Origin of the sequence: Methylorubrum extorquens (assembly GCF_024169925.1) — a bacterium.
GTDB classification, from domain to species: Bacteria; Pseudomonadota; Alphaproteobacteria; order Rhizobiales; family Beijerinckiaceae; genus Methylobacterium; species Methylobacterium extorquens_A.
Genome location: NZ_JALJXF010000001.1, coordinates 1,922,699 through 1,935,300 on the forward strand (window position 1 = coordinate 1,922,699; position 12,602 = coordinate 1,935,300).

Consider the following 12,602-nt stretch of genomic DNA (forward strand, 5'->3'; position numbering starts at 1 on the left):
GTTCCCTCTTGCGCAAATCCGGCGGATCCATTCGGGGCGGGGGGATCGAACGACGTCGGGAGAACCGCGATGCCCGAGGTGAGGGAGGTGCCGAGAGAGGCGCCCTTGCGCATCCTCGTCGTCGAGGACGAGGTGCTGATCGCCCTCGAACTGGAATGCCTGCTGGAAGACCTCGGCCATGTCAGCGTCGGCGTGGCGGGCTGCTCGGCGGACGCCATCGCCCTCGGCCGCACCGCCCAGCCCGACGTGGCGCTCGTGGACATCCACCTCATCGACGGGCCGACCGGGGTGGAGGTGGCGCGCCAGCTGAGCCAAGACCCGCGGGTCACCGTGGTGTTCATGACCGCCAACGCCAAGCGGATCCCGCCGGATTTCGCGGGCGCGCTCGGGGTCATCGCCAAGCCTTACTCCGAGCGTGCCGTGGCCGGCGCCCTCGACTACGTCGCCCAGCGCCGTGCCGGCCACCCGCCCTCCGCCGAGACCCTCGACGGCTTCCACCTCGCTCCGGAACCGGGCGGCGGGGATCGGACCGGCGGGCAGCCCTGACGTCCGCGCGCCAGCCCGACCCTCACGCCTTCGGCACGTTCCGCTCCAGCTCGTCGAGCCACGCCCGGGCGCTGGCATCCGACGGGGCGCGCCAGTCGCCGCGGGGTGAGAGAGAGCCGCCGGCCGAGACCTTCGGGCCGTTGGGCAGCGCCGAGCGCTTGAACTGGCTGAAGCGGAAGAAGCGGTCGAGGAAGACGCCGAGCCAGCGCCGGATCTCCGGCAGGTCGTAGGCGACGCGCTTGGCCTCCGGGAAATCCGGCGGCCAGTCGCCGGCCGCCGCGTCGCCCCAGGCGTGGAGCGCGAGGAAGGCGATCTTCGACGGGCGGAAGCCGTGGCGCAGGGTGAACCACAGATTGAAATCCTGCAGGGCGTAGGGGCCGATCTTGGCCTCCGTGCTCTGTGGCCCCTCGCCTTCCGAGGCCGGCACCAGTTCGGGCGAAATCTCGGTGTCGAGCACCGCCCGAAGCGTGCGGTTCTCCGCCTCGCCGAACTGCCCGGACGCGATCACCCAGCGGATCAAGTGCTGGATCAGGGTCTTGGGCACGCCCGCGTTGACGCCGTAATGGCTCATCTGGTCGCCGACGCCGTAGGTGCTCCAGCCGAGCGCCAGCTCGGAGAGATCGCCGGTGCCGATGACGATGCCGCCGTGCTGGTTGGCCAGCCGGAACAGGTAATCGGTGCGCAGGCCCGCCTGCACGTTCTCGAAGGTGACGTCGTAGACCGCCTCCCCGCGCCCGAACGGATGGCCCATATCGGTCAGCATCTGCCGGGCGGCCGGGCGGATGTCGATCTCCTCCGAGGTGGTGCCGAGCGCCCGCATCAAGGCGTGGGCGTTGGTCTTGGTCTCGTCGGAGGTGGCAAAGCCCGGCAGGGTGTAGGCCAGGATATTTTTCCGCGGGAGGTCGAGTTTATCGAAGGCTTTGGCGACGACGATCAGCGCGTGGGTCGAGTCGAGGCCGCCGGAAACCCCGATCACCGCGCGCCTGGTGCCCGTCGCCGCGAGCCGCTGGGCGAGGCCGGCGACCTGGATGTTGTAGGCCTCGTAGCAATCCTGCGCGAGGCGGGCAGGGTCGGCCGGCACGAAGGGGAAACGCTCGACCCGGCGCTCCAGCCCGAGATCGCCCTGCGGCGGGTCGAGCCGGAAGGGGATCGTGCGCCAGGGGCGCGGGCTCTGGTGGCGGGCGTTGTCGTCGAGGCTCCCGGCCTGGAGCCGCTCCGCGGCGATCAGGTCGAGGTCGATATCGGCCAACGTCACGACCGGCGCTTGCGGGAAGCGCTGCCCTTCGGCCAGCCGCACGCCGTTCTCGTCGATGCTGGTCTGCCCGTCCCAGGACAGGTCGGTGGTGGACTCGCCGGTGCCAGCCGCGGCGTAGACGTAGGCGCACAGGCCCCGCATCGAGGCGGCGCGGGTGAGGAGCGCGCGGGAATCGGCCCGGCCCACGGTGATCGGGCTGCCCGAGGGGTTGGCGATCACGGTGGCGCCGGCCAGCGCCGCATCCATGCCCGGCGCCTGCGGCACCCAGAGGTCTTCGCAGATCTCGATGGCGAGGCGGAAGCCCGGCAGGTCGTCGGCGGAAAAGATCAGGTCGGTGCCGAACGGCGCCTCCAGCCCGCCGAGGCGGATCGTCTCGCCCAGGATGCCGGCGCCGGAGGCGAAGTGGCGCTTCTCGTAGAACTCCCGGTAGTTCGGCAGGTAGCTCTTCGGCACGACGCCGAGCAGCCACCCGCCCCGGATCGCCACGGCGCAGTTATAGAGCCGGTTGCGCCAGCGCAGGGGCGCGCCGACGACGAGCAGCGGCGTGAGCCCGGCGCTCTCCTCGACCAGCCGCGCCACGCCCGCCTCGACCGCGTCGAGCAGGGTGGCCTGCAGCAGCAGATCCTCGATGGCGTAGGAGGACACGCAGAGTTCGGGGAAGACCGCGAGCGCCGCCCCAGCCCCGTGTGCCTGCCGCGCGAGGCCCAGGATGTCGGCGGTATTGGCCGCCGGGTCGCCCGGATGGCTGCGGCCGGTGCAGGCGGCGACGCGGGCAAAGCCGTGCCGGTAGAGGGAGCGGAAGCTTTTCGGACTCAAGGTATCTTGGCTCGGAGTCGTCACCGGGTCTCACTGCTCACCTGATACGGCAGGAACTCCTGCCAAACGCCTCTCGCGCCGTCCTTTTCGAGATTGGTTCCAGGCGCGACCGAGATTGGGCCGCCATCCGTCACCGGGCCTCGAAACATCGCCGTGAAGAGCCAACCGGGCTCGATGATATCCGGTTCATGCCACGCTTGCACCGGTCGGTCCGAGGCGCCTCGGAAGAGGGGAGGGCGGGTGCGGGACGAGGTTGGGAAAGGTCGAAGCAAGGTCGAGGCAAGCGTTCGTTAACGACGATCCGCCTACCTTGGGGCTCGAACCGCTCCGCAGGAGCCGGACCTTGTTTCGAGTCATCTCACAGATCATGCGCGCATCGGGACGGCCTCCCCATTCCCATCGTGATCCATCGCGGCCGAGCCGCGGCGGCGACCGCCTGGACCGGTCGATCGGCGGCATCGCCCATCGGCTGATGAGCCTGCGCTCCAACCTCGCCCGGCGCATCGCGGGCGCGCCCCCGGCCCCGCCGCGGGCGCTTCCCCACGCGTTGCCGCATCCGGCGCTGCCGCAGCCGGGCACGGACGGGTTCGACGCGGGCAACGTGCCGAGTTGGCTGGTGCCGCCGGGGACGATGCTCGGCCGCGCGCCGGCCGCGCAGGAGGATTGGGGTTCGCAGCCGTGGTCGCCCGAACCGGAGGAGGGGCTGTTCGAGATGCCCGCGCCTGCCCTGCCCTATGGCGCTCAGCCGGAGATGCCGTTCGAGAGCCGCATCGATCCCCGCGCCTCCGGTCCCGGCGTTCTGGTGCGCACGCCGCGCCGACCGGCGGCGATCGCGCCCGAGGCCGGCGTGATCCCGGCGGCCCACGCCCTGCCCGCTTCGCAGGATGGGTCCTACAGCGTGCCGCAGGCTGCGCTGCCCGAGGCGGTGCGCTTCACCCGCACCCCCGACACCGTTCTGATGGAGCGCCGCCGCCAGGCTCTGGAGGCCGAGCGCGAGGCGCAGCTCCGGGCCCAGGCCCTGCTCGATGCCCAGGCCGCCGCCGAGGCCGCGGCGCTGGAGGCGCAGCGGGCCCGCGAGGCAGCGGAGCGCGAAGCCGCCGAGCGCGCGGCGCAACGCGTCGCCGAGAACGACGAGGCCGCCCGGCTGCGCGCCGAGCAGGCCGCCTCCGAGGTGCCGAGCTGGCGCCGCCCATTCGTGCCGCCGCCCGGCGTGAGCTTCTTCCGCACCCCCGACCGCCGGCAGAAGCCCGTCGTCCAAGTGCCGCAGGCTGAAGGTGGGCCGCAGGCTGAAGACGGGCCGCAGGTCGAAGTCGTCTCGCAGGGCGCGTTCGCCCCGCAGCCCGCGCTGGCGATCGAGGAGATCCGGTTCGACGCGATGCGCTTCGAGGCTGTCGCCGCCGAGCCCCTGCCGGCCGCGCCGCTCCCCGCCCCGGCGGAAGCGTCCGAGGCCGCGGCCCTCTTTGCCGGATTGTACGCGCCCTTCATCCCGCCGGTCCCGGCCGAGCCGTCCGACTGGTCCGACGTGCCGGACTGGTCGGCCCTGCACGGCTGGTTCGGCCCGTCCGAGTCGGTGGTCGAGGTCGTCGAGCCGGTCGCCCCCGCCGCGCGCCGCGCGGTGCTGAACGCCATGGCCGCCCGCGCCGCGATCCGCCCGGCCCGTTCGGCTTTCGCCGAGGCCGCGCCGCAGCCCGCATTCGACGCCGCCCCGCAAGCCGTGGCGCCTGCCCCGGCCCCGGTCGCTGCCGTGGTGCCGGCACCCGTCGCCGTGCAGCCTTTCACGGCCTATCCGGCTCCCGCCCCGTTCCAGCCCGCACCGCAGGCCCCCTCCCCTGCCGCCCTGGTGGCAGCGCCGCTGACGATCCCGGCCCGCCCGGTCCTGCTGCGCACGCGGCCCGGCGCCGAGGTCGAGCCGACCGAGGAGCCGGTCATCGAGACGGTGCAGGAGGTGATCGCCGAGGCGCTTCGGGAGACCGCCCAGGACGTCATCTGTGAGACCGCCGACGCGTTCGAGGCGGACGCCGCCGAGCCGGTGGCCGCCATCGAGCCCGAACCCGAGAACCGTCCGCGGGCGATCCTGCCCGAGCGTCCGATGCTGATCCCCGCCGGGCGCCACCTGGAGGCGTCGTTCGTCGGCAATGCCGACTACGAACTGCCCGATCTGGAACTGCTCGCCGAGCCGCCGCTGAACGACGGCGAGGAGGTCGATGCGGACGAGTTGGAGCAGAACGCGCTCAACCTCCAGCAGACCGTGCAGGATTTCGGCGTGCGCGGCGACATTTTGGCCGTGCGCCCCGGACCCGTGGTGACGTTGTACGAGCTGGAGCCGGCGCCCGGCACCAAGTCGAGCCGCGTCATCGGCCTGTCGGACGACATCGCCCGCTCGATGTCCGCCGTCTCGGCCCGCGTTGCCGTCGTCCCCGGCCGCAACGTGATCGGCATCGAGCTGCCGAACCCGGTGCGCGAGACCGTGTACCTGCGCGAATTGCTGGCCTCGGTCGATTTCGTCGAGACCAAGCACAAGCTCGCCCTGTGCCTGGGCAAAAACATCGGCGGCGAGCCGATCATCGCCGACCTCGCCCGCATGCCGCACCTGCTGGTGGCCGGCACCACCGGCTCGGGCAAGTCGGTGGCCATCAACACCATGATCCTGTCGCTGCTCTACCGGCTCAAGCCGGAGGAGTGCCGCCTCATCATGGTCGATCCCAAGATGCTGGAACTGTCGGTCTATGACGGCATCCCGCACCTGCTCTCCCCCGTCGTCATCGACCCGAAGAAGGCGGTCATCGCCCTCAAATGGGCCGTGCGCGAGATGGAGGAGCGCTACAAGAAGATGTCGAAGATCAGCGTGCGCAACATCGACGGGTACAATGCCCGGATGAAGGAGGCGCGCGAGCGGGGCGAGACCATCACCCGCACGATCCAGACCGGCTTCGACCGCACCAACGGCGAGGCGGTGTTCGAAGAGCAGGAGATGGACCTCTCGGCCCTGCCCTACATCGTGATCGTGGTCGACGAGATGGCCGACCTGATGATGGTGGCGGGCAAGGACATCGAGGGCGCGATCCAGCGGCTGGCGCAGATGGCGCGCGCGGCGGGCATCCACCTCATCATGGCGACGCAGCGCCCCTCGGTCGATGTCATCACCGGCACGATCAAGGCGAACTTCCCGACCCGGATCTCCTTCCAGGTGACGAGCAAGATCGACAGCCGCACGATCCTGGGCGAGATGGGCGCGGAGCAGTTGCTGGGCCAGGGCGACATGCTGTTCATGGCCGGGGGCGGGCGCACGACCCGCGTGCACGGGCCGTTCTGTTCGGACTCCGAGGTCGAGACGGTCGTCGCCCATCTCAAGCGCCAGGGCCGGCCCTCCTACCTCGAGGCCGTCACCGCGGACGACGGCTCCTCCGAGCAGCCGGAGAAGCCGGCCAAGGGCGGGCGGGCCGCGGCCAAGGCCGAGAAGGACGACTTCGCGGAAGCTGAGGAAGCCGACGCGCCGGTCTTCGACATCGGCGCCTTCGCGGCCACCGCGGGCGCCGAGGGCGGCGAACTCTACGAGCAGGCCATCGCCGTGGTGCTGCGCGACAAGAAGGCGTCGACCTCCTACATCCAGCGCCGCCTGCAGATCGGCTATAACCGCGCCGCCTCGATCATGGAGCGGATGGAGATCGAGGGGATCGTCGGCCCGGCCAACCATGCGGGCAAGCGCGAGATCCTGGTCGAGGGTCTCTCCGGCGCCCCGGCCGGCGGCTACGACGACGACTGAGCGTCTTTTCACGACCGCGTAAATCCAGCCCCCGTCGCATATTCGCCACAGGGGCCGGGTCTACCCGCGAACACGACATCCGGACGCGCCACCGCCGCGCGTCCGCACCGGGACGGCAAGTGCCCCGCGCCCGCCAAGCTTTCGGAGATGCCCACACGATGACTGGCCGACGCCTCTCCCTCGCTGCCGGTCCGCTGCTCGTCGCCGCGCTGGCGCTCCAGCCGCAGCCCGTGGAGGCTCAAGTCTCCTCCTTCCTCGACGGCCTGTTCGGCCGCAAGGAGGAGCCGGCGGCTCCTCCGGCCCGGGCCCCCGAGCCGGAGGCCGCCCCGGCGCCAGCCCCGGCCAAGAAGGCGGCGGCTAAGCCAGGCAAAGGAACGGACAAGGCGGCCGAGAAGGCGGCGGACAAACCCGCCGAGAAGACCGGCAGCCTCAAGGCCGCGGCCAAGCCCGGCGCGCCCGCTGCGGCGACGCCGGCCGCGAGCCCCGGCACGCGGGTCGCGGCGGTGGGCGCGCCGACCCTCGGCGCCTCGCTGCAGGACGCCGACCCGGCCACCGTGGTCGCGGCGGCCAACAGCTATTTCAACGGCTTCCAGACCCTGACCGGCGGCTTCATCCAGATCGGCGCCGACGGGCGGCGCATCGGCGGCAAGCTCACCCTGGCCAAGCCGGGGCGCCTGCGCTTCGAGTACGACCAGCCCTCCCCGCTCGAAGTGGTGGCCGACGGCACCTCGGTGGCGGTGCGCGACCGCAAGCTCGGCACCCAGGATCTCTACTTCATCTCGCAGACGCCGCTGAAATTCCTGCTGCGGGACAAGATCGACCTCGCCCGCGACCTGACGGTGAGCGACGTCACCAACGATCCGGGCGGGGTGCGCATCGCGCTGGAAGACCGCTCGACGCTGGGCGGCACCTCGAAGATCCAGCTCTTCTTCGACGCCGAGATGAAGACCCTGTCGCAGTGGCGGATCACCGACCCGCAGGGCTACCTCACCACCGTGCAGCTCTCGAACCTGCAGAAGGGCAAGGCGGTCGATGGGTCGCTGTTCTTCATCAATTACGGACGGTCCGAGGACAAGGCGATGCAGCAGCAGATCGAGGGACGAAACCCCTGATCCGGTCCCCGCTTGATCCAAGCGGGGACCGGATCAGCAAGCCCGCGCGGCGCCTGAGCGAGGCCTAAATCCGCCATCCCGAAGGGATCAACCGGATTCGCTATGAGTCGAGCGCGATGAGGGTAAGCAACAACATGGATTGCTTCCCCCGCCGCATCACTGAAATGTGTTGTCTCACCCCGTGCTGTGACCGCTGAAACTCTTAGAGTAACGACCGGGATACGCTCAGGCGCATCCCGGCTTTAAGCATCCGTTGAGAGGAAGGCAGCTCTATAGGCGGGCCGGCCACATGGGGCGGCATCCATGGGACGCTGTCCGGCCGCATGTCCGCCCTCGCCGCTCCGTCGCTGTCGATCGCCCTGCCGTTCGAGGCGGCGCTTGCCGAGATGGCCGTTCCCCTGCTCCTGCTCGATGCGGGCGGCAGCGTCGTCTTCGCCAATGCCCGCGCGGCGGCCTTGCTCGCCTGCGCCGAACCGGTCGGCCTTCCCCTCCCCGCCCTGCTGGCACCCTTCGGCGCCGCGGAGCCGGAGGCTGAGCCCATTCTGGCGGCCGTGCGCGCCGCCCGTCCCGTCCGGGCGCGCCTCACCCTCGGCGGCGACCGCCGCATCGAGGCGGCGCTGGCGCCGCTCTCGGCCGGCGGCTTCGCTCTCACCTTCGAGGACGTGACCGAACAACTCCGCGGCGCGGCCCTGGCGCGGCAGGAGCCGCTCACCGGCCTGTGCAACCGCGTCGGCCTGCACGACCGCCTCGACGCGGCGCTGGCCGAGGCGGCTCGGACGGGTGCGTCGCTCGCGGTGCTGATGCTCGACCTCGACCGGTTCAAGACGGTCAACGACACCCTCGGGCATCCGGTCGGCGATGCGCTCCTGCGCAAGGTCGCCGAGCGTCTGCGCCGGGCCACCCGCAGCGGCGATGTGGTCGCGCGGCTCGGCGGCGACGAGTTCGCCATCCTCCAAGTCGATCCCCAAGTTGGTCCCCACGTCGGTCCCCATACCGGCGTCGAGCAGCCCCACGCGGCCGAGGCGCTGGCACGCCGCCTCGTCGATCTCGTCGGGCGCACCTACGTCGTCGATGGCCACATGCTCAATGTCGGCGTCAGCGTCGGCGTCGCCATCGCCCCCGCCGACGGCCAGAACGCCGACGATCTGCTGAAACACGCCGACCTCGCGCTCTACCGGGCCAAGGCCGAGGGCCGGGGCACCTACCGCTTCTTCGAGCCGGCGATGAACGCGCAGATGCAGGCGCGCCGCGGCCTGGAGATCGACCTGCGCCGGGCGATGGCCCTCAAGCAGTTCGACCTCGCCTTCCAGCCGCAGATCCAGCTGGAGAGCGGGGAAGTGACGGGGTTCGAGGCGCTGCTGCGCTGGAACCACCCCGAGCGTGGATCGGTCTCGCCGGCCCTGTTCATCCCGTTGGCCGAGGAGATCGGCATCATCGTCGGCATCGGCGAGTGGGTGTTGCGCACCGCCTGCCGCGAGGCGGCGCGCTGGCCGCAACCCGCCTCGATCGCCGTGAACCTCTCGCCCGTGCAGTTCCGCGGCGGCCGGCTGGTCGCGACGGTGGTGAACGTGCTGGCCCAGACCGGCCTCGACCCGGCCCGGCTGGAACTGGAGATCACCGAAGGCGCGCTCCTCGAAAACACCGACAGCGTGCTCGACGTGCTGAACGGCCTGCGCGCTCTCGGCGTGAAGATCTCGATGGACGATTTCGGCACCGGCTACTCGTCCCTGAGCTACCTGCAGAAATTCCCCTTCGACAAGATCAAGATCGACCAGTCCTTCGTGCGCGGCATGGAGGGCAATGCCGAGTGCGGGGCGATCGTGCGGGCCATCGCCCGGCTCGGCGCCAGCCTCGGCATGCGCACCACCGCCGAAGGGGTCGAGACGGCGGCCCAGCTCGACGCCATCCGCGCCGAGGGCTGCACCGAGGTCCAGGGCTACCTGACCGGGCGCCCGATGCCGGCCGCCCAGGCCGCCGCCCTACTGTCGGCCCCTTCCGCCGCCTTGCCCGCCACCTTGCCCGCCTGATCCAAGAGCCCCCCCGAATGATCCCAAAAGACCTGCGCCGCCTCGTCTACTACAGCCGCAACCGGGTCGCCGGCGCTCCTGCCGCGATGGACGAGACGATCCGCAGCATCCTCGCCGCGAGCCGCACCAACAACGCCCGCATCGACGTCACCGGGGCGCTGATGTTCAACGCCGGCTGCTTCGCACAGGTGCTGGAGGGCCCGGAAGACGCGGTCGAGACCACCTTCGAGCGCATCCAGCAGGACGAGCGCCACGGCGAGGTCTCGCTGCTCGCCTTCGAGGCGGTGGAGACGCGCCTCTTCACCGATTGGTCGATGGCCTATGTCGGCGCCTCGCCGGCCGACGCGGCCCGCTACGGCGACATGGCGGGCGCGAGCGGCTTTGACCTCTCGCGGATGACGGGCGACCGGCTCTGCGCCGTCCTGCACGGTCTCGCCCTGGAGGAGGAGGCGGCCGAAGCCTGACGGTTTGCGAGCCGCGCCGGTTCCGCTATCGGAGCGGCTCTTCACGCCACACCTCCTCAGGCAGTCCCCGTGCGCCTCACCGTCACGACCTGGAACATCAACTCGGTGCGGCTGCGCATCGAGTCCGTGCTGCGCTTCCTCCGCGAGGCGCAGCCGGACGTGCTGTGCCTGCAGGAGACCAAGTGCCCCGACGAGCTGTTCCCGCTCAAGGCGTTCAAGGGATCGGGCTACGAGAACATCGTTTTCGCCGGGCAGAAGGGCTATAACGGCGTCGCGATCATCTCGCGGTTTCCGCTGCTGACGCGCGACACCATGAGCTTCTGCGAGCGGGCCGACGCGCGCCACATCTCGGCGGTGCTCGGGCCCGAGGCGGGACCGGCGGCGGGGATCGTGCTGCACGATTTCTACGTGCCGGCCGGCGGCGACACGCCCCACCGCGAGCTCAACCCGAAATTCGCGCACAAGCTCGACTTCCTGTCCGAATTGCGGGCCTGGGGCGGGCGGCGCGTCCCCGGGCCGGCGATCCTCGTGGGCGACCTCAACGTCGCGCCGCTGGAGCACGACGTCTGGTCGCACAAGCAGCTCCTCGACGTGGTGAGCCACACCCCCGTCGAGACCGAGGCGCTGGAGACGCTGCGGGGCGAGGCCGGCTGGATCGACGCGGCGCGGCTCCTCACCCCGGAGCCGGAAAAGATCTACACGTGGTGGAGCTACCGCTCGCCGAACTGGGAACTCGCCAACAAGGGCCGGCGCCTCGACCACGCCTGGGTCTCGCCCGATCTCGCCGGCACCGTGCGCCGGGTCGCGGTGTTCCGCGAGGCCCGCGGCTGGGAGAAGCCGTCCGATCACGTCCCGGTGACGTTGACGTTGGAGCTCTGAGCCGGGAACGCGGACGCCCGTCCAGGCATTGGGTCTCCAATCTGAGCTTTCACAATGGAGTCCCACCGCATGCGCTCGATCCTGCGCCAGATCGTCGTCGTCTTCCTGCTGCCCAAGGCCATCGGCTACCTGCGTCGCCGCTTCAGCGGCGGTCGCGCCGCAGGCTCTCACCGCTCGTACTGAGCGGGGGCTTCCAAAGGGATCATCCCTTTGGCGGGGCGCCGGGGCAGAGCCCCGGCACCCCTTCAACCCGGGCTCTGCCCTGGACCCGCGAAAGGACCCGTCCTTTCGAAACCTGGACCGGCTGCGACGCGTCGGCGTCCGTAGCCGAACCAGATCGCGAGCCCGAGACCGAGCCAGATCAACAGGCGAAGCCACGTATCGCCGGGCAGGCTCGCCATCAGGGCGAGGCAGGCGAGGATGCCGAGCACCGGCACGGTTGCGCCGCCCGGCACGCGGAAGGGCCGCGCTCGCTCCGGCTCCGTGCGGCGCAGGATCAGCACGCTGGCGCAGACGAGGATGAACGCGAACAACGTGCCGATGCTGACGAGTTCGCCCAGGATGTTGATCGGCACTAGCGCCGCCACCGCCGCCGTGGCGAGGCCGATCACCCCTTGCGCGACGAACGGCGTCCGGGTCCGCGCCCCGATCCGTGAAAACACATCCGGCAGCATGCGGTCGCGGGCCATGGCGTAGCAGATCCGGGCCTGCCCGTAGAGCGCGGTCAGCGCCGCCGTGGTGAGCCCGATCAACGCGCCCGCCTTGATCGCTGCGGAGAAGCCGGTCAGCCCCGTCACCGCCATGGCCCGCGCGATCGGGTCGGCCACGTCGAGGTCGCGATAGGGCACAAGGCCGGTGAGCACGGCGGCCACCGCCACGTAGAGCGCCGCGGTGACGAGGAGCGAGCCGATCAGCCCCACCGGGGCGTCCCGCTGCGGGTTGCTGGTCTCGCCGGCGGCGGTCGAGATCGTCTCGAAGCCGACATAGGCGAAGAACACGACCCCGGCCCCGCGAAAGATGCCGCTCCAGCCGAAGGCGCCGAATGGGCCCTCGTTCGCCGGCACCAGCGGCTGCCACAGTTCGGGCCGCAGATGCAGGGCCCCCAGGCCGAGGAAGGCGAGGATGATCGCCACCTTCAGCGCCACCAGCACGGCGTTGGTCCGGGCCGCCTCCCGGTTGTCGCGCATCAGCAGGGCGGTGAGCGCCAGCACGACGAGTGCTGCCGGCCCGTTCACGATCCCGCCCTCCCACGGCCCCGCAGCCAGCCACGTCGGCAGCCGCAGGCCCGCATCAGCGAGCAGGCTCTGCGCGTAGCCCGACCAGCCGACGGCGATGGTCGCCGCCGCCATGGCAAATTCGAGTACCAGATCCCAGCCGATGATCCAGGCCGGCAGGGCGCCGAGCGTGACGTAGGTGTAGGAATAGGTGGATCCCGCGACGGGGATCATCGCGGCGAGTTCTGCGTAGCACAGAGCCACCAGCCCGCTCGCGACCGCGCCGAGCACGAAGGAGAGCATCAGCCCCGGCCCGGCGAAGTTGGCCGCCGCCGTGCCGGTGAGCACGAAGATCCCCGCCCCCACCGTCGCGCCGACGCCGATGCAGACGAGGCTGAAGGCGGAGAGATTTTTTGCCAGGGTCGGCCCACGCGGATAGGCCTCCTCGGCGACGAGGGCGGCGATGGGCTTTCGGGCGCCGAGGGCGGAACGAGACATGGATTTTTCGCACAGTTGGGCAGGTTCG

The 12,602-nt window shown here is 70.9% G+C and carries 9 protein-coding genes; 7 read left to right on the forward strand and 2 right to left on the reverse strand.

Features of this window, described 5'->3' with window-relative positions; translation table 11 throughout:
- Positions 1-69: 69 nt before the first annotated feature.
- The gene (locus J2W78_RS09100) at positions 70-546 is read left to right on the forward strand and encodes a response regulator (RefSeq protein WP_253369913.1); all 477 of its coding nucleotides are present in this window, start codon (positions 70-72) and stop codon (positions 544-546) included.
- Positions 547-568: 22 nt separating this feature from the next.
- Here J2W78_RS09100 and J2W78_RS09105 read toward each other — a convergent pair whose 3' ends face one another.
- Positions 569-2,641, reverse strand: coding sequence for an NAD(+) synthase (locus J2W78_RS09105; RefSeq protein WP_253369915.1), 2,073 nt, complete (start codon positions 2,639-2,641; stop codon positions 569-571).
- 448 nt (positions 2,642-3,089) lie between these two features.
- Between J2W78_RS09105 and J2W78_RS09110 the strand changes: the two genes are divergently transcribed.
- The 6 genes from J2W78_RS09110 to J2W78_RS24720 all read left to right on the forward strand — a co-directional run bounded on the left by J2W78_RS09110 (position 3,090) and on the right by J2W78_RS24720 (position 11,045).
- A complete protein-coding gene (locus J2W78_RS09110; RefSeq protein WP_253369917.1) occupies positions 3,090-6,380 on the forward strand; it encodes a DNA translocase FtsK in 3,291 nt (1,096 codons plus the stop codon).
- Between the two features lie 158 nt (positions 6,381-6,538).
- On the forward strand, positions 6,539-7,492 hold the full coding sequence (locus tag J2W78_RS09115; protein ID WP_253369919.1) for a LolA family protein: 954 nt from the start codon (positions 6,539-6,541) through the stop codon (positions 7,490-7,492).
- Between the two features lie 323 nt (positions 7,493-7,815).
- Entirely contained in the window at positions 7,816-9,519 is a 1,704-nt protein-coding gene (locus tag J2W78_RS09120) for a putative bifunctional diguanylate cyclase/phosphodiesterase (protein ID WP_253369921.1), read from the forward strand.
- 17 nt (positions 9,520-9,536) lie between these two features.
- The gene (locus J2W78_RS09125; protein ID WP_253369923.1) at positions 9,537-9,983 is read left to right on the forward strand and encodes a BLUF domain-containing protein; all 447 of its coding nucleotides are present in this window, start codon (positions 9,537-9,539) and stop codon (positions 9,981-9,983) included.
- A 69-nt stretch (positions 9,984-10,052) separates the two neighbouring features.
- The gene (xth, locus tag J2W78_RS09130; RefSeq protein WP_253369925.1) at positions 10,053-10,862 is read left to right on the forward strand and encodes an exodeoxyribonuclease III; all 810 of its coding nucleotides are present in this window, start codon (positions 10,053-10,055) and stop codon (positions 10,860-10,862) included.
- A gap of 54 nt (positions 10,863-10,916) precedes the next feature.
- Positions 10,917-11,045: a hypothetical protein gene (locus J2W78_RS24720; protein WP_301288554.1), complete on the forward strand. Its 129-nt coding sequence runs from the start codon at positions 10,917-10,919 to the stop codon at positions 11,043-11,045.
- Positions 11,046-11,107: 62 nt separating this feature from the next.
- Here J2W78_RS24720 and J2W78_RS09135 read toward each other — a convergent pair whose 3' ends face one another.
- Positions 11,108-12,574 (reverse strand): amino acid permease, encoded by a 1,467-nt coding sequence (locus tag J2W78_RS09135; RefSeq protein WP_253369927.1) that lies wholly within the window; start codon positions 12,572-12,574, stop codon positions 11,108-11,110.
- Between the last annotated feature and the right edge of the window lie 28 nt (positions 12,575-12,602).